Source organism: Rhizobium sp. BK275 (assembly GCF_014193555.1).
Lineage (GTDB): Bacteria > Pseudomonadota > Alphaproteobacteria > Rhizobiales > Rhizobiaceae > Rhizobium.
The window spans coordinates 310451-326217 of the sequence record NZ_JACHZL010000008.1 but is presented as its reverse complement, the minus strand read 5'-3'; the positions used below and the strand labels follow the sequence as shown (position 1 = coordinate 326217).

Here is a 15767-nt window from a genome sequence, read left to right as displayed (position 1 = left end):
GCACAAATGTCCTTGACTTTTCGTTGCGAGAGCGGCGATAGTCATGGCCGACAACGTCGTTCTTGTCCGTCCGAGGAGGACAATGTGCGGGCATGCGGAAAGTCACGACCGACCTTTCAGCCGCAGGCGGCATCGCTTGTGATGCGCTTGTCATTTTGCGGCGCCTGGAACACCGCCCTTGGGAACACCGCCAGTGTCTCTCACGTTTATGAATCATCCGTGACGGACGCGCGACTATTCGCCTGCTACATGCAAACCATCTGTCCTTAGATCACCTCTTTGCCGGGCGGAACTCGCGCCGGTCCGCAGCCCAAGTTCAAAAAGGATTTAGACCATGACATCCAAGCTTGACCAACTCCGCGAGATCACAACCGTCGTCGCCGACACCGGCGACATTCAGGCTGTCGCCCGCCTGAAGCCGGTCGATTGCACGACCAATCCGTCCATCGTTCTCAAGGCGCTTGGCACCGAAATGTTCGCCAACGACATGAAGGAAGCGATCGCCTGGGGCAAGAAACTCGGCGGTGATGCGGATGCTGCGGCTGCAGCCGTTGCCGATCGCCTTGCCATCTCTGTTGGCGCAGCACTCGTAAAGCTCGTTCCCGGCCGCGTTTCGACGGAAGTCGATGCCGACCTCTCCTTCGATATGGAAGCCTCACTTAACAAGGCACGCAGCATCATCGCCTCCTACAAGGAGCGCGGCATCGAGAGGGATCGCATCCTCATCAAGCTCGCTTCCACCTGGGAAGGCATTCGCGCCGCCGAAATCCTGCAGAAGGAGGGCATCGACTGCAATCTGACGCTGCTCTTCTCTAAAGCCCAGGCAATCGCCTGCGCTGACGCCGGCGTGTTCCTGATCTCACCCTTCGTCGGCCGCATCCTTGACTGGTACAAGAAGTCGACGGGCAAGGATTTCACTGCCGAGGAAGATCCGGGCGTTCTGTCCGTTCGCGACATCTACAACTACTACAAGGCCAACGACATCAAGACGGTCGTCATGGGCGCCTCTTTCCGCAACACCGGCGAAATCGAAGCGCTGGCCGGTTGCGATCGCCTGACGATTGCTCCGAACCTGCTCGACGAACTGTCGAACGACCAGGGCAAGCTCGAGCGCAAGCTGTCGCCGGAAACGATCAAGCCGGCTCCGAAGGTTACGGTCGACGAAAAGACCTTCCGCTGGATGATGAACGAAGATGCGATGGCGACCGAAAAGCTCGCCGAAGGTATCAGGGCGTTCGCAAAGGATCTGGGCACGCTGCGCAGCCAGGTCCGCAAGGAACTGCAGCTCGCCGCCGCTTAAGGCCGAGCAAGCCGCACTTTGATGAAAGGCGCGGGTGCCGCTGGCATCTGCGCCTTTTTCGTGTTGATATCAAGGACATGGAGGCCGGAGGATTGCAGTGGCTGACGGGGATGACGGAAATTCGCTGGTCTCGCTTGCCTACAAGCATGCAAGCTTCATCCTTTCGGTGCTCGGCGGTTTCATAGTCTTTCTACTGCTGACCTCCCGGGAGGTCAGCGCCAGCAATATCCTGTTCGGCTGGAATGCTTCGGCGATCGTCTTCATCGGGCTGAGCTGGCGCAAGATGCTTCGGGCCACCATCCAGAGCATCCGCAAGCGATCTGCGGACCTCGATTTTTCCGACACGTTCCTGCTCTTTCTGTCGATCGCGGCGGCCCTTGCCAGTATTGCCGGCATCGGCATCGAGCTTCATTCGATCAAGGACGCGCCGGCCAATATCGCGCTCTGGCGTGCGGCCGCGGCGATCCTGACGATCATGATCTCCTGGTTTTTCCTGCATACGCTCTTCACGATCCATTATGCACATTATTTCTATGGCGGGCCGAACAAGGGCGACGGACTGAAATTCCCCGACGGTATCGAAGAGCCCGCCTATTGGGACTTCCTCTATTTCTCCTTCACGATCGGCGTGGCGGCGCAGACGGCCGATGTGGCCGTCACCTCGACAGCGATGCGCAAGCTGACCCTGCTGCATGCGCTTCTATCGTTTCTTTTCAACACCACCATTCTCGCGCTTGCGATCAATGTCGGCGCAAGCCTGCTTTAGAGTCTTGCGGCGCTCCTAAATAGCGTTTCGAACTCGGCAAGATCGCCCGAGGCGACATCCGAAATCGCCCACAACATCAGTCCGCCATCCGACCATACCATATTGTAGCCGTCATGTGCTGTGGTCGTTTGTGTCGATGACGTCGCAGGCCAGATGGACAGGTTGATGATGTGGCCATGGCGCCGGTAGACGAGGGCCGCAACGGGCGTGGCCGCCGATATAATCGACACGGCCGCCGACCAACGGGAAGCCGTCCTTGGCGAGATCGCTGACAGGCGGCGAGAAATCGATCTTGCCGTTGAACCAGGGTTTTACGGTATGCTGATCCGAAGTCAGCACGTCCGTCAGTGGAGGATATGATGGAAAACGCTTCAAGCCGGCCCCGTCTGGCCGACCTCATTCTTCTTCTGGGTAGGCTTCTGCTATCCCTGATCTTCCTGCATGAGGGAGCGTCTCTCATCGCAGACATCACCGCGACCCTTGCCACTTTCGAAAAGCTTGGCTTGCCGGCACTGGTGACCTTTGGCGTGATTGCCCTGCAACTCAGCGCCGGCCTCTCGATCGCCACTGGTTTCCTCAGTCGGCTCGGCGCGGTTGCCCTGGGGCTGTTCTGCCTCGCGACGGCTTTTCTGTTCCACACCAATCTCGCAAGCCAGAACGAGTTGCTGCATTTCGAGAAGGATCTTGCAATTGCCGGCGGCATGTTTGTGCTGGCAGTTTCCGGTGCAGGATCGGTGTCGATCGACAGTCTCGTGAAACGGCGGGTGAAAGGAGTGCATCCGTGGCTCAGGGCGGTGCTCTAACGAACTTGTCTTGAAGCCGCCGGCAAGCCAGCCAGCCGGAATAACCTGCTGGCTAGAAGATCGCCTGCCCGGCCATCAGCGCCAGGATGAGGAAGATCAGGAAGACGACGAGGAATATGCCGAAGAGTACGCGGGCGATCGTCGCTGTTGCCGCGGAAATGCCGGAGAAGCCGAAAAAGCCGGCGACGATCGAAATGACCAGAAATATCAGAGCCCATTTCAGCATGGATATCTTCCTCCGTGATTTTTGGAGGAAGACGCATCGAAGCGGATTTTGTTCCAAATCGTTTAAAATGGAACGTCGTTCCTCGGCTGGATCGGCCTTGCCGTCATCATTTATGTGGCGCTCGACATGATCTGGGAAGGCGGGTGCGAACTACTTGCGCTCTATAAGCCCTAGACTTTCAGGCTTGAGAGCAGCGAGATGAGTTGAGACTGGCGCTGCGTGCCAGTCTTGGCGAGAACCTTTTTCACGTAGCCGCGCGTCGTCTCATAGGTCAGTCCGCATATTTCGGCGATCTGACGCGGTGACGAACCATCCATGAGCAGGCGCGCGACCGTCGTTTCCTGAGGGGTGAGTGCGAACAGCTGTCGCAGCAGATCGCGGCTTGGGCTCGTACGCTCGGAAAGATCCGTGATGATGGCGACAGCGGCGGAATGCGAGAAGAGTTCGGCCGGCACGCCGTTCAGCCGTTGGGCGCGGATGACGAGCGGTGTCTTTCCCGGGCGGGAAAACAGAACGGGCGTGGAAACGACAGGATTGACGAAAGACTCCTTCGAAAGGATTGCCTGCAGGTGGCGTCGCAGGACACTGGTCTCTTCCTGGCTGATGCCAACGAGTTCCCGATCCAGGATACGGATATTTCCGTCGAGCAGTTTCTCCGCCCGCTGATTCAGCCGGGTGATACGCCCAGCCCGGTCGAAGAAGATGACTGCGGTACCGGCGAGCTCGAAGGCTTCGCTCATGCTGTCGATCCTGGCGACATGCAGCGCGCGGATGATTTCGGCCGCAGCGGTCAGCCTCGACTGCATTTTTATGAGCAATCGCGCATCGTCGCGATCGAAAGGCTGGTCTTCGATCCGGCGCTGCAGATTGAGGCTCAGCATCGTATCGCCGGCGGTAAAGCCCACCATGGCGGAATAGCGAAAGCCGAAGCGGGCCAGAAACTCCGTATAGAAGCTCTGATTCTTGAATTCTTCCTCGCTGGCGATGTCGTGTTCGATGACGACACCTTTGGTCATCGCAACCGCCAGACCGCGTTCACGGAAATCGCGCTTGTACCATTCTTCGGAAAAATAGACCTGGAAGGCCTCCAGCAAATTCGGCGTGCTCAGGAAGCCGGCGGGGAATTTTCCCCGAACCGGCATGATATGGGTCCCCACGGAACCAGTCGCCTGACTGATCTGCTCCAGCGTGCGCTCCCAGCTATCAGGTACAAGTGCGGATTCCAGTAATCCGTCCAGGGCCTTTTCGAGCTCGGAGATATCGATGGGCGTCGCCATGGGTAAGTAATGCCTGACCGATTTCTTTGATCCGACGAAGAATCACATTTATCGCGGGTTGCCATATACGGTGAAACAGCAATTCCACGTTCGAAAAACAGTATTTGCAGTTGTATTATGACAAAGTGACAAAAGTCACTGATGGCGGTAGTGACTTTTGCAGCGGAACAGGAGGCTCTTGTTCAACTATCCGTGATTGATCATCACGTGACGGACAGCTGTGTAATCTTCCAGAGCGTAGACGGACATATCCTTGCCGTAGCCTGACTGCTTCAAACCGCCATGCGGCATCTCGTTGACCAGCATGAAATGGGTATTGATCCAAGTACAGCCATATTGAAGGCGGGCGGCGGTCTTCATGCCGCGGCCGATATCCTTGGTCCAGACGGAAGAGGCAAGGCCGTAATCGCTGTCATTCGCCCAGGTTACTGCATCCTCGACATTGGTGAAGCGGGTGACCGAGACGACAGGGCCGAAAACTTCGCGGCGGACGATCTCATCCTCCTGCGTTGCGCCCGCAACGACTGTCGGGGCGAAGAAGAAGCCCTTATCGCCAGAGACCTTGCCGCCGGTGGTGATGTCCATGTGCTTATGTTCAGAGGCTCGGGTAACGAAGCTTTCGACACGATCGCGCTGGCGCTTGGAAATCAGCGGGCCGATTTCGTTTTCGGTGTCGTCGGTCTGGTTGAAGCGGATGCTGGATACGGCAGAGGTCAGGTCGGCGACGAAATTGTCGTAGACCCTGGCGTCGGCATAGATGCGGCAGGCGGCTGTGCAGTCCTGGCCGGCATTGTAATAGCCGAAGGTGCGGATGCCGGCGACGACGGCATCGATATCGGCGTCGTCGAAGACAATGACCGGCGCCTTGCCGCCAAGTTCCAGATGGGTACGCTTGACGGTCTTGGCGGCAGCCTGCAGCACCTTCTTGCCGGTCGCAATATCGCCTGTAATCGACACCATATCGATTTTCGGATGGTTGATCAGCGCGTTGCCGACACTCTCGCCGCGGCCGAGGATGACGTTGACTACGCCCTCGGGGAGAATGTCAGAGAGGAGCTTTGCCATCTTGAGTGCTGTCAGCGGCGTCTGTTCGGACGGCTTGAAAACGACCGTATTGCCGCCGGCGATGGCAGGCGCCAGCTTCCAGGCCATCATCATCAGCGGATAGTTCCATGGCGCGATCGAGCCGACGATGCCGATCGGGTCGCGGCGGATCATCGAGGTATGACCGGGAAGATATTCGCCTGCGACCGGTCCATGCAGATTGCGCACCGCACCGGCAAAGAAGCGGTAGCAATCGACGATGGCTGGGATTTCGTCATTCAGCACGGCATTGATCGGTTTGCCGCAGTTCAGCGCCTCGAGCGTGGCAAAGCCCTTTGCATCCCTTTCAATGGTGTCGGCGATCTTCAGGAGATAGGTGGAGCGTTCGGATGGGGTCGTCTGTGCCCAGGTGACAAAGGCTTTTTCGGCGGCATCGACGGCGGCATCGATCTGACCGAGCGAAGCTTCGGCGAGGTTCAGCACCGTCTCGCCGGTCTTCGGGTTCAGGATGTGCTCTTCCGTTTCCGTGCCGGTCTCGAAGCGGGAACCGATCAGCATTTGCGTGTCCATGGGCGTTCTCCTTGTTCGTTGGTGGAGCGAGATGGGGGCAGGAAAGCGTTTGACACTTTCCGATCCCACTCCGGGTTATTTGCCGGCGCCGGCGATCTGATCGCCATCGCGTGTGAGGTAATAGGCTGCCAGGATCGGCAGGAAGGTGACGAGCACGACGACCACGGCGACGACATTGGTGACCGGGCGCTGGCGTGGGCGGATCAGTTCTTCGAGCATCCAGATCGGCAGGGTGGATTGCTGGCCGCCGGTGAAGGTGGTGACGATCACCTCATCGAAGGACAGAGCGAAGGCGAGCATGCCGCCAGCCAGAAGCGCCGTGCCGATATTCGGCAGGATGATATGGCGAAAGGTCTGGAAGCCGTCGGCGCCAAGATCCATCGAGGCTTCGATCAGCGAGCCCGACGTGCGGCGGAAACGGGCGACGGCATTGTTGTAGACGACAACGACGCAGAAGGTTGCGTGGCCGAGCACGATCGTCCAGACCGAGAAGGGGATATCGAACAGGCTGAAGGCGGAGCGCAGCGCGATGCCGGTGATGATGCCGGGAAGCGCGATCGGCAGGATGACGAGCAGCGAGATCGCCTCGCGGCCGAAGAATTTCGTCTGGCTGACGGCGGCTGCGCAGAGCGTGCCGAGGATGAGCGCGATCGCCGTCGCGATGCAGGCAACCTGTAGAGAGAGACCAAGTGCCGACCAGACGTCCGGGCGATTCCAGGCGATGCCGAACCATTGCAGCGTCAGGCCCGGCGGCGGCCATTGATAGCTCTTCTCTTCCGTCGTGAAGGCGTAGACGAAGATCAACAGGATCGGCAGATGCAGGAAGAGCAGACCGCCGGCCGCGGCGATCTTCAAAAGCGCTGGGGAACGTTGTACGCGATCAGAGCGCATCGAAAGCCCCCATGCGTTTGGCAAGCCACAGATAGACCGCCATGATGACGATCGGCACGACGGAGAAGGCCGCCGCGAGCGGTACGTTGCCGGCGGTTCCCTGCTGCGTATAGACCGCCTGGCCGATGAAGAGGCGCGACGAGCCGATGATCTGCGGAATGATGTAGTCGCCCAAGGTCAGCGAGAAAGTGAAGATAGAACCGGCGACGATGCCGGGCAGCGCCAGCGGGAAAAGCACGGTTCGGAAGGTCTGGTGCGGGGTGGCACCGAGATCGGCTGATGCCTCGATCAGGTTGCCGGGCACGCGCTCGAGTGCTGCCTGCGTCGGCAGGATCATGTAGGGCAGCCAGATATAGACGAAGACGATGAAGGTGCCGAGATAGCTGACGGAAAGCGAATTGCCGCCGACGACCGGCAAGGCGAGGACGCTATCGAGCAGCCAGGAAAGATAGAGCTTGTCGAAGAGCCAGGTGAGGATGCCTTCCTTGGCAAGGATCAGCTTCCAGGCGTAGATCTTGACGAGATAGCTCGACCAGAGCGGCAGCATGACGCCGAGATAGAAGAGAGCCTTCCATTTTCCCTGCGCATAACGCGCGGCGTAATAGGCGATCGGGAAGGCGACGATGGCCGAGGCGATCGTTACCAGTGCCGCCATCAGGACGGTTCTGACGATGATGTCGAAATTGCCGGGGTTCAAAAGCTGCGCATAGGTATCGAGAGTGAACTCGTAATTCACCATTCCCGAGAAATCGTCGATCGAGAAGAAGCTCTGCAGCAGGAGCGCGATCAGCGAGCCGACATAGATGATGCCGAGCCAAAGCAGAGGCGGTGTCAGCATCAGCAACAGGAGCAGTTTCGGGTGGCGCCAGAAATTGTCCGACAGGCGGCTGAAGAAACCGCCGCGCCGCGGCAGGATCGAGGTTTGCGGCTTGGTGATTGCCACCGCCGTCATGCCGCGTCACCCATATAGTGCACGTCGCCCTGCTGCCAGGCGAGACGGATGGCGGTGCCGACATCAGGGATATCACTGCCGGCCGGCAGCATGACATGCAGGTGCGACCCTTTGATATCGACAGTAAGGCGGGTTGAGGCACCCAGGAAGCTGGCATTCTCGACCCTGGCTTCGATACCGTCAGCCGCGAGGCGGATTGCTTCCGGCCGCAAACTCGCCCAGCGTTTCTCGCCGCCGAGAACCGTCATCACATCGGGAGAAATGACATTCGACGAGCCGACGAAATCGGCGACGAAGCGTGTCTTCGGGCGACGGTAGATATCCTGCGGAGTGCCGTGCTGGACGATGCCGCCATCGTTGAAGACCGCAACACGGTCGGCCATGGAAAGTGCTTCGCCCTGGTCGTGGGTGACGAAGATGAAGGTGATGCCGAGCGCGCGCTGCAGGCTCTTCAGTTCTTCCTGCATCTGCTCGCGCAGCTTCAGGTCCAGAGCTCCGAGCGGTTCGTCCAGCAGAAGCACCCGTGGCTTGTTGACGAGCGCGCGGGCCAGCGCCACGCGCTGCCGCTGGCCGCCGGAGAGCTGGCCGGGGCGGCGGCTGCCATAGCCCGGCAGCTTCACCAGTTCCAGTGCCTTCTCGGCCTCCCTGATCCGCTCCGCCTTGCCGACGCCCTTGACCATCAGCCCGTAGGCGACGTTGTCGAGAATATCGAGATGCGGGAAGAGCGCGTAATCCTGGAAAACGGTATTGACGTTGCGGCGATAGGGCGGAATGCCCTCGGCGGTTTCACCGAAGATCTCGATATGTCCCGATGTCGGCTGTTCGAAGCCCGCAATCAGCCGCAGGCAGGTGGTCTTGCCGGAGCCGGACGGGCCGAGCATGGCGAAGAATTCACCGGGCGCGATCTCGAGATCGACGCCATCGACGGCGCGCACCGCGCCGAAATGGCGAGACACCTTCTGGAAACGGACGGCTGACGTCATGGGGGCTCCGGTATTGCAATGTTATCGAGAGGGGCTTCGGGTTGAAAACCGCCCCCCAAACCCCTCCCCCTAGGGGGAGGGGCTTACCCTGCCGCGCCCACGCTCAAACCCTTCGGCGTTACAACAGGAATTCGGGGTGCCACTCCAGCCCCTTCCCCTGTCGGGAGGGGCTGGGGGGATTTACATGGATCGGGCTTGGCGTCACCGCCCGCCGATCACGCCGATATAGTCGGATACCCAGCGATGATAGGGTACGCATTCGCTCTCGCTTGCGCATTTGGCGACCGGCGTCTTCCAGAACTTGATCTTGTCGAAGTGATCATAGCCATTGGTGTTGCAGCCGGCATCGGTCAGGAGTTCGTTGCCCTTGCAGGCGGCCGGAACCGAGGGTACGGCGCCGAACCAGGCGGCGGCATCACCCTGTACTTTCGCCTTCAGGGAATGTTCCATCCACATATAGGCGCAGTTCGGATGTTCGCTGTCGGCGTGCAGCATGGTCGTGTCGGCCCAGCCCGTCACGCCCTCCTCGGGGAAGGTGGAGGCAATTTTCTGCTTGTCGGCCTGCAGCAGGTTGACCTGGAAGGGCCAGGAGCCGGAGGCGACGACGCCTTCATTCTTGAAGTCGTCGACCTGGATCATCGCATCATGCCAGTAGCGCGAGACGATCTTGCGCTGGCCGCGCAGCAGATCGAGGGCAGCCTTGTACTGCTCCTCGTTGAGTTCATAGGGGTCCTTGATGCCGAGATCGGGCTTGTGCGCCATCAGATACAGAGCGGCATCGGCGATGTAGATCGGGCCGTCATAGGCCTGAACGCGGCCCTTGTTGGACTTACCATCAGGCAGGTTCTGCTCGTCGAAGACGATATTCCAGCTCGTCGGCGCCTTATCCTTGAAAGTGTCTGTATTGTACATCAGCACGTTCGGCCCCCAGAGATAGGGCACCCCGTAATGGACGCCATTCACCGTATTCCAGGGCGCATTCTGCAGGCGCTTGTCGACGGTTTTGAAGCTCGGGATGAGATCGGTGTTGATGGGCTGGACGCGTTTTCCCGCGACGAGGCGAAGCGACGCGTCGCCTGAGGCAGTGACGAGGTCGAAGCCGCCTTCGTTCATCAGCGCCACCATTTCATCGGAGGTGGCGGCGGTCTTGACGGAAACCTTGCAGCCGGTTTCCTTTTCGAAATCGGTGACCCAGTCGTAATTCTTGTCGGTCTCGCCGCGCTCGATATAACCGGCCCAGGCGACGATGCTGACGGCGCCTTCTCCCTTGCCCAACTCCTTCAGCGGTTCGGCAGCGACAGCCTGTGTCGCAAAGCTCAGGCTCGCGAGCGCAGCAGTGCACGATTTCAGAAGATGCTTCATCGTCTGTCTCCCGGTTCGGTGCCGCTTTTGCGGCGTTTTGTTCCCGGAAGAAAAGGTGACGCGGAATGGCCGGTTTCGCAAATTCATTTATCAGAAAGGCGATATCGGAAATTCCGATATCTAGCGGGATCGGCCCGATCGCATGTTCTCGGCGATGGCGACGAAATCGCGTGCTGCCTGCGGCAGGCTGGAGCCCTTGCGCCAGACCATGCCGACCTGCACGACGGGCAGGGAGCCGGAAACGTCGCGGCTTTCGATACGGTCGCCTTCCAGCGACCAGGGGCGGTAGACAAGATCGGGCAGCAGCGCCACGCCCGCACCCGTTGCAACCAGGCTGCGCACGGCCTCCACCGAGCGGGTGCGGAAGGCGACGTGCGGACGGGCGCCGAGTGCGGTCAACAGCTTGCCGGTATTCTCCTCGATCTCGTCCACCGTCAGCATGATCAATGGCTCGCGAGCGATATCGGCGATGGAGATGATATCGGCCGAAACCAGCGGGTGGCCCATCGGCAACCACAGGCGATAGGGCGAGGTTTCCAGGATTTCGGCCTGCAGGGCCATGCGATCACGCAGATTTGAAATCACCATAACTGCAACATCCAGCTCGCCGCCGACGAGCAGATGTTCCAGATAACTGCCATTATCCTCGATGGCGCTGACCTCGACGCCGGGGCAGGCGCGGCGATAGCGGGCCAGCAGATCGGACAGCACATAACCTGCGACGAGCGAGGTGACGCCGATGTTGAGCGTGCCGGAGGGTATGCTCTGCTGGCCGGAAAAGCTGGTGCGGGCATCCGAGACCGATGCCAGGATTTTCGTGGCATGCCGCAGGAACTGGTGGCCATTGTGGGTGATCGAGAGTCCCCGTGGGTGGCGCTCGAACAGCACGACGCCGAGGTCGTTTTCCAGTTCTTTCAGCGCTTCGGTGATCGAGGATTGGGAGATCGACAGGTTCTGCGCCGCGCGCGTGACAGAGCCCTGTTCGGCAACGGCGACAAAATACTGGATCTGGCGAAGCGTGAAGGCCATGGCATTTTAGAACATGTACTTCAGCGGTCTGGCAAGCGCATCGGCGGCTGGACCTTTTTTGGTATTTTGCCAATTCGAGACAAAGTCGGGCGGCCCATTTAAAGATTCGGAAACGTCATTTCCCTTAGCTTCACAGTCACTTGTATTGCGTTGGAGTTTTCAGATGGCGGAGCAGTTGGCGTGAAGGCCTTACTGCGCATATTCCGGCCTTCCCGGAAATTGGCTTTGATCATCGGTGGTAGCGCTCTGCTGGCGGGCGTTTCCGGCGGCGCTGCAGTTTATGTCGGCAAGGACAGGCTGCTGGGCGACGAGGAATCCGTCGATGGCGTGGCCTGTACCGACGTCAATCTCGTGACGATCAAGAAACAGGACCACGTCTGGGTCCGCAAATATATCAAGACCGAGCCTGTCGACGGCATGACGCGCATCAAGACGGCGCTGCGTGTCGCCCAGGCCGTCTATGCAACGCAGAAACCCGACCTCGTGCAGGTTGTCGTACTCGATGAAAACGGTCCGACGCTCCGTTCGGATATTCGTGGCCGGGCGATCGGCGCCGACGTGGTCTATATCGCGCATCCCGACAAGATGGTCGAAGGGCTGGATGATAAGCCCTATACGGCCCGCTACTACGACGGCAAGGCGAGCGAGCAGGGCCTCTTCTATGGCGAACGCATCGACCTGCCGGACGATCAGATCGCAGCGCTGAACGCCAGCCTCAAGGATCCGGCCGATTGCATCGACCCGGTTGCCGTTGCCTCCACCAAGGGAGGGGGCAAGGCAGCAGGCGCCGTGCCGGCCAAAGAACCTGAGGAGCCATCCGCTGAGGAGCAAGCGGCCAAGGATGCAGCCACTCCAGCGGAAGCTGCTCCCGCAGAGGAAGCGCCTGCCAAGAGCGGCCACTAGGTCCGACAACGATCAGGCTGCCGGCCTGATATTTTCCCTTATCGAAGATACGTCGCGCGCCGGCGGCTGGCCGAAGAGGCGTGCATATTCCCGAGTGAATTGCGAAGCGCTCTCATAGCCCACGGCATAGGCGACCGAGGATGCGTTTCCAGATTGGGCGATCAGCAACTGGCGGGCCTGCAGCAGGCGGATACGCTTCTGGTACTGGATGGGGCTCATCGCCGTCACGGCCTTGAAATGGCGGTGAAAGGCCGAGACGCTCATGGAGGCGAGGATGGCGAGTTTTTCGACCTCGATCGCTTCGGTGTAGTGTTCACGAACCCAGCGGATTGCGAGCCTTACTTGCGACAGGGCGCTATCCGGTGCCGCAATATCGCGCAGCATCCAGCCCTGCGGTCCCTGTAGCACGCGATAGAGGATCTCGCGCTCGTAGGCCGGGGCGAGGGCAGGAATATCCTGCGGGCGCTCCATCAGTTGCAGCATTCGCAGCCATGCATTCAAAAGTTCCGGAGTCATGCGGCAAACGGAATAGCCACCGCTCTGCCCCGCCACATAGGATTGCAGTGGAATATCCAGCAGAAGGGCCGCGACACGCGCCGGATTGAGCGAAAGGCTGACGCCGATATAGGGCCGGTCGGGGCCGGTCTGCCGCACCATGCCGGTCGCCGGTATATCGACCGAGATCACGAAATAGCTGGCGGGATCATAATAATAATCGCGGCCAGCGATCGTCAGGGTCTTGCTGCCATCGAGGATCATATTGACCATCGGTTCATAGACGGCGCCGAGCTTATGTTCGGGAATCTCCCCCTTGACCATCACGATGCCGGGTATGCCGGTCTCCGTGGGACGATTTTCGGCATGGGCCGTCAAGCGGCGCAATTCGTGGAGCATTGTTTCCATGCCCAAATCCTGGACCAGCACGTGATCACGCGCAAGACAAAAGCAGGAATAGGCAAGAACGAGGCAGTTTCCGGCGGAGTGTCTGCCGGCCGTTTCCCATAGCTTCCGACCATCGAAGCAAAGGAGACAGAGATGAAGATTGCAATCATCACCGGCGGAAGCCGTGGCATCGGCCAGTCAGCGGCGCTGGAATGCGCAAGACGCGGCATGGGCGTTGTCCTCACCTATAACAGCTACAAGCCGGGTGCAGATGAGGTCGTTGCCGAGATCAAGGCCGAAGGCGGGCAGGCCGTGGCTCTTGCCCTCGATGTCGGCGATGCCGACAGCTTCCCCGCCTTCGTGGAAGAGGTCAAACGGCTGCTTTCCACCTATTGGGGGCGCAGCGATTTCGACTGCCTCGTCAATAATGCTGGTTTCGGCATATTCAATCTCATGGAGACGGTAACCAAGGAGCAGTTCGACGCCCTCATGAATGTTCATTTGAAGGGGCCGTTCTTCCTGACGCAGGCGCTCTTGCCGCTGATGGCGGACGGTGGCGTGATCCTCAACGTGACGAGCGCTTCCGTTCGCGTCGCAACGGCCGGCGTTGCGCCTTATGCGGCCCTCAAGTCCGGACTTGAGACGCTGACCCGTTATCAGGCGAAGGAATTCGGCGGCCGCAGGATCCGAGCCAATGCCATTTCGCCTGGCCCCATCCGCACCAATCTTGCCGACGCGGCGCTGGACAAGAATCCGGAATTTGCAGCACTGCTTGCCTCGCAGACCGCGCTTGGTCGTATCGGCGAGGCGGAAGATGTCGGCCGCGTCATCGCCATGCTTGCATCCGACGATGGCGCGTGGATCAACGCGCAGACGATCGAGGTCGCGGGCGGATATATGATCTAAGCTGAGACGGCACATGGCACATGCAATCGAAATAACCTCTTTCCGTTTGAAGGATGGGCTCGTCGCTCAGGATTTTCTGGCAGCCAATGCTGATGTCGAACCCTGGCTGCGCCGGCAGCCGGGCTTCCGCTCAAGGATCATGGTGGAACACGAGGATGGCACCATTACCGATATGGTGATCTGGGACACCGCGAGGCAGGCATCGGATTCCGCTAGCCGGCTCATGCGCGAGTTGGCGGATTCACCCGTGCACGCGGTGATTGATCAAACCACCGTTTCATGGACGATCGGCTCGGTGTTTCACCAGTCACCATAAACAAAAGGGGAGCGTCCTTTCGGTCGCTCCCCTTTTTCTTATCAGGGAAATTCGCGTCTCAGTCCGCCTTGCTGCGGCGGGCCGGGAAGAGGATGACGTCGCGGATCGACGGTGCGTTGGTGAGCAGCATGATCAGGCGGTCGACGCCGATGCCGAGCCCGCCGGCGGGCGGCATGCCCTGGTCGATCGCATCGAGGAACTCCTCGTCAAGCTGCTTTTCCTTCTCGCCGCGGACATGGGCCTGCTCGAGCTGCTCGACCATGCGGCGGCGCTGTTCTTCCGGATCGTTGAGTTCGGAGAAGGCGTTGCCGAGTTCCCAAGCGTTGCAATAGGTTTCGAAACGTTCGACGAGGCGCGGCTCGCCCGGCACCTCCTTGGCGAAGGGCGAGATATCCTTCGGGAAATGCGTAACGTGCGAAGGCTGGATCAGCGTCTGCTCGACCTTCTCTTCGAAGATGAAAGCGAGGCATTCGCCCCAGGTCCAGTCCTTCTCGACCTCGAAGCCGGCAGCCTTGGCAGCGGCGCGGGCTTCCTCGTCGGTCTTCATCGCCAGGAAGTCGATGCCGGTGACTTCCTTGACCGCGTCAGGCATCGGAACACGCTTGAACGGCCCCTTGAAGGACATGGTCTTGTCGCCGAAGGGGAATTCCGTCGTTCCGTGGATGGAGAGTGCCAGGCTCTCGAACAGCCGCTCGACAAGGTCCATGATGTCCTCGTAATCGGCATAGGCCCAGTAGCACTCCATCATGGTGAATTCCGGATTATGCCGGGTGGAGACGCCTTCGTTGCGGAAGTTGCGGTTGATCTCGAAGACCTTGTCTGTGAGGCCCGAAACCAGCGTGCGCTTCAGGAACAGTTCCGGCGCGATGCGCAGGTACATGTCGAGCTTCAGCGTGTTGTGATGCGTCTTGAACGGCTCGGCAGTGGCGCCGCCATAGACCGAATGCAGCATCGGCGTTTCGACTTCCATGAAGCCGTCATTTTCCATGAAGCGGCGGATGCCGGAGAGGATCTTCGAGCGCTGCTGGAAGCGCAGCTTCGATTCCTCGTTGGTCATGATGTCGAGGTGGCGCTTGCGGTAGCGTAGCTCGATGTCGGAGAGGCCGTGCCACTTCTCGGGCATCGGCAGCAGTGACTTCGTCAGCATCTCGATCTTCTGGGCATTGATCGTCAGCTCGCCGCGCTTGGTGCGGCGCACGACACCGGTGACGCCGATAATGTCGCCGATATCGATCATCGGCAGAAGCGCACGCGCTTCTTCCGGGGTCGTGTCCTTGTGGCTGAAAATCTGGATCTTGCCGCCAGCGTCGTGGATGTCCATGAACATGCCGGAGTTGCGCGACGAGTAAACGCGGCCGGCGACGGTCACGACATCCTGTGTCTCGACGTCGGGCTCCAGGCCCTCGTATTTTGCGGCCAATTCGGCATTGGTCATCGTCCGGTGGAAATGCGCCGGATAGACGTCGCCGATCTGCTCGCGCAGCAGCTTCAGCTTCTGGGCGCGAACTTCCGTTGCATCGGAGGAAAGGGTGCTTTCGGTCTTGTTGTCAGCCATTG

General features: G+C 59.8%; 16 protein-coding genes and 1 pseudogene. 6 read left to right on the top strand and 11 right to left on the bottom strand.

What is annotated here, in order from left to right:
- The first annotated feature begins 334 nt into the window (after positions 1 to 334).
- Positions 335 to 1300, top strand: coding sequence for a transaldolase (gene tal, locus FHT82_RS25040; RefSeq protein WP_183735393.1), 966 nt, complete (start codon positions 335 to 337; stop codon positions 1298 to 1300).
- Between the two features lie 97 nt (positions 1301 to 1397).
- Entirely contained in the window at positions 1398 to 2066 is a 669-nt protein-coding gene (locus FHT82_RS25035; protein WP_183735392.1) for a DUF1345 domain-containing protein, read from the top strand.
- On the opposite strand, the pseudogene FHT82_RS25030 reads toward FHT82_RS25035, so the two are convergent.
- Positions 2063 to 2414: pseudogene (locus FHT82_RS25030) on the bottom strand (anti-sigma factor); the annotation flags it as partial. The gene FHT82_RS25035 and the pseudogene FHT82_RS25030 sit on opposite strands and share 4 nt — an antisense overlap.
- Positions 2415 to 2422: 8 nt before the next feature.
- On the opposite strand from FHT82_RS25030, the gene FHT82_RS25025 reads away from it, so the two are divergent.
- Entirely contained in the window at positions 2423 to 2869 is a 447-nt protein-coding gene (locus FHT82_RS25025) for a DoxX family protein (protein WP_183735391.1), read from the top strand.
- A gap of 52 nt (positions 2870 to 2921) precedes the next feature.
- Here the strand turns inward: FHT82_RS25025 and FHT82_RS25020 are convergent, their stop codons facing one another.
- From FHT82_RS25020 to FHT82_RS24985, 8 genes are all read right to left on the bottom strand, one after another.
- Positions 2922 to 3095, bottom strand: a complete 174-nt coding sequence (locus tag FHT82_RS25020) for a DUF1328 domain-containing protein (RefSeq protein ID WP_007817547.1) — start codon at positions 3093 to 3095, stop codon at positions 2922 to 2924.
- 170 nt (positions 3096 to 3265) lie between these two features.
- Positions 3266 to 4372 carry a LuxR C-terminal-related transcriptional regulator gene (locus FHT82_RS25015; RefSeq protein WP_183735390.1) on the bottom strand — a complete coding sequence of 369 codons (1107 nt, stop codon included), beginning with the start codon at positions 4370 to 4372 and terminating at the stop codon, positions 3266 to 3268.
- Between the two features lie 186 nt (positions 4373 to 4558).
- A complete protein-coding gene (locus FHT82_RS25010) occupies positions 4559 to 5986 on the bottom strand; it encodes a gamma-aminobutyraldehyde dehydrogenase (RefSeq protein WP_183735389.1) in 1428 nt (475 codons plus the stop codon).
- Between the two features lie 75 nt (positions 5987 to 6061).
- Entirely contained in the window at positions 6062 to 6877 is an 816-nt protein-coding gene (locus FHT82_RS25005) for an ABC transporter permease (RefSeq protein WP_183735388.1), read from the bottom strand.
- Positions 6867 to 7829, bottom strand: coding sequence for an ABC transporter permease (locus FHT82_RS25000; protein ID WP_183735387.1), 963 nt, complete (start codon positions 7827 to 7829; stop codon positions 6867 to 6869). The genes FHT82_RS25005 and FHT82_RS25000 overlap by 11 nt, the downstream gene beginning before the upstream one ends.
- Entirely contained in the window at positions 7826 to 8812 is a 987-nt protein-coding gene (locus FHT82_RS24995; RefSeq protein ID WP_183735386.1) for an ABC transporter ATP-binding protein, read from the bottom strand. The genes FHT82_RS25000 and FHT82_RS24995 overlap by 4 nt, the downstream gene beginning before the upstream one ends.
- 201 nt (positions 8813 to 9013) lie before the next feature.
- A complete protein-coding gene (locus tag FHT82_RS24990) occupies positions 9014 to 10174 on the bottom strand; it encodes an ABC transporter substrate-binding protein (RefSeq protein ID WP_183735385.1) in 1161 nt (386 codons plus the stop codon).
- Positions 10175 to 10294: 120 nt separating this feature from the next.
- On the bottom strand, positions 10295 to 11203 hold the full coding sequence (locus FHT82_RS24985) for a LysR family transcriptional regulator (protein WP_183735384.1): 909 nt from the start codon (positions 11201 to 11203) through the stop codon (positions 10295 to 10297).
- Positions 11204 to 11383: 180 nt separating this feature from the next.
- On the opposite strand from FHT82_RS24985, the gene FHT82_RS24980 reads away from it, so the two are divergent.
- A complete protein-coding gene (locus tag FHT82_RS24980; protein ID WP_183735383.1) occupies positions 11384 to 12106 on the top strand; it encodes a hypothetical protein in 723 nt (240 codons plus the stop codon).
- Between the two features lie 12 nt (positions 12107 to 12118).
- Here the strand turns inward: FHT82_RS24980 and FHT82_RS24975 are convergent, their stop codons facing one another.
- Positions 12119 to 13009, bottom strand: coding sequence for an AraC family transcriptional regulator (locus FHT82_RS24975; RefSeq protein WP_183735382.1), 891 nt, complete (start codon positions 13007 to 13009; stop codon positions 12119 to 12121).
- A 132-nt stretch (positions 13010 to 13141) separates the two neighbouring features.
- On the opposite strand from FHT82_RS24975, the gene FHT82_RS24970 reads away from it, so the two are divergent.
- Both FHT82_RS24970 and FHT82_RS24965 read left to right on the top strand, forming a co-directional pair.
- Positions 13142 to 13894, top strand: a complete 753-nt coding sequence (locus FHT82_RS24970; protein ID WP_183735381.1) for an SDR family oxidoreductase — start codon at positions 13142 to 13144, stop codon at positions 13892 to 13894.
- 13 nt (positions 13895 to 13907) lie between these two features.
- Positions 13908 to 14210: a hypothetical protein gene (locus FHT82_RS24965; protein WP_183735380.1), complete on the top strand. Its 303-nt coding sequence runs from the start codon at positions 13908 to 13910 to the stop codon at positions 14208 to 14210.
- 58 nt (positions 14211 to 14268) lie between these two features.
- Here FHT82_RS24965 and lysS read toward each other — a convergent pair whose 3' ends face one another.
- On the bottom strand, positions 14269 to 15765 hold the full coding sequence (gene lysS / locus FHT82_RS24960) for a lysine--tRNA ligase (RefSeq protein ID WP_183735379.1): 1497 nt from the start codon (positions 15763 to 15765) through the stop codon (positions 14269 to 14271).
- Between the last annotated feature and the right edge of the window lie 2 nt (positions 15766 to 15767).

Bases quoted from the DNA above. Each gene is read 5' to 3' on its own strand.
- lysS (WP_183735379.1), bottom strand. From the start codon at position 15,765: ATGGCTGACAACAAGACCGAAAGCACCCTTTCCTCCGATGCAACGGAA.
- tal (WP_183735393.1), top strand. From the start codon at position 335: ATGACATCCAAGCTTGACCAACTCCGCGAGATCACAACCGTCGTCGCC.
- FHT82_RS25025 (WP_183735391.1), top strand. From the start codon at position 2,423: ATGATGGAAAACGCTTCAAGCCGGCCCCGTCTGGCCGACCTCATTCTT.
- FHT82_RS25000 (WP_183735387.1), bottom strand. From the start codon at position 7,829: ATGACGGCGGTGGCAATCACCAAGCCGCAAACCTCGATCCTGCCGCGG.
- FHT82_RS25015 (WP_183735390.1), bottom strand. From the start codon at position 4,372: ATGGCGACGCCCATCGATATCTCCGAGCTCGAAAAGGCCCTGGACGGA.
- FHT82_RS25005 (WP_183735388.1), bottom strand. From the start codon at position 6,877: ATGCGCTCTGATCGCGTACAACGTTCCCCAGCGCTTTTGAAGATCGCC.
- FHT82_RS24975 (WP_183735382.1), bottom strand. From the start codon at position 13,009: ATGGAAACAATGCTCCACGAATTGCGCCGCTTGACGGCCCATGCCGAA.
- FHT82_RS25020 (WP_007817547.1), bottom strand. From the start codon at position 3,095: ATGCTGAAATGGGCTCTGATATTTCTGGTCATTTCGATCGTCGCCGGC.
- FHT82_RS24970 (WP_183735381.1), top strand. From the start codon at position 13,142: ATGAAGATTGCAATCATCACCGGCGGAAGCCGTGGCATCGGCCAGTCA.
- FHT82_RS24990 (WP_183735385.1), bottom strand. From the start codon at position 10,174: ATGAAGCATCTTCTGAAATCGTGCACTGCTGCGCTCGCGAGCCTGAGC.
- FHT82_RS24995 (WP_183735386.1), bottom strand. From the start codon at position 8,812: ATGACGTCAGCCGTCCGTTTCCAGAAGGTGTCTCGCCATTTCGGCGCG.
- FHT82_RS24985 (WP_183735384.1), bottom strand. From the start codon at position 11,203: ATGGCCTTCACGCTTCGCCAGATCCAGTATTTTGTCGCCGTTGCCGAA.
- FHT82_RS24965 (WP_183735380.1), top strand. From the start codon at position 13,908: ATGGCACATGCAATCGAAATAACCTCTTTCCGTTTGAAGGATGGGCTC.
- FHT82_RS25010 (WP_183735389.1), bottom strand. From the start codon at position 5,986: ATGGACACGCAAATGCTGATCGGTTCCCGCTTCGAGACCGGCACGGAA.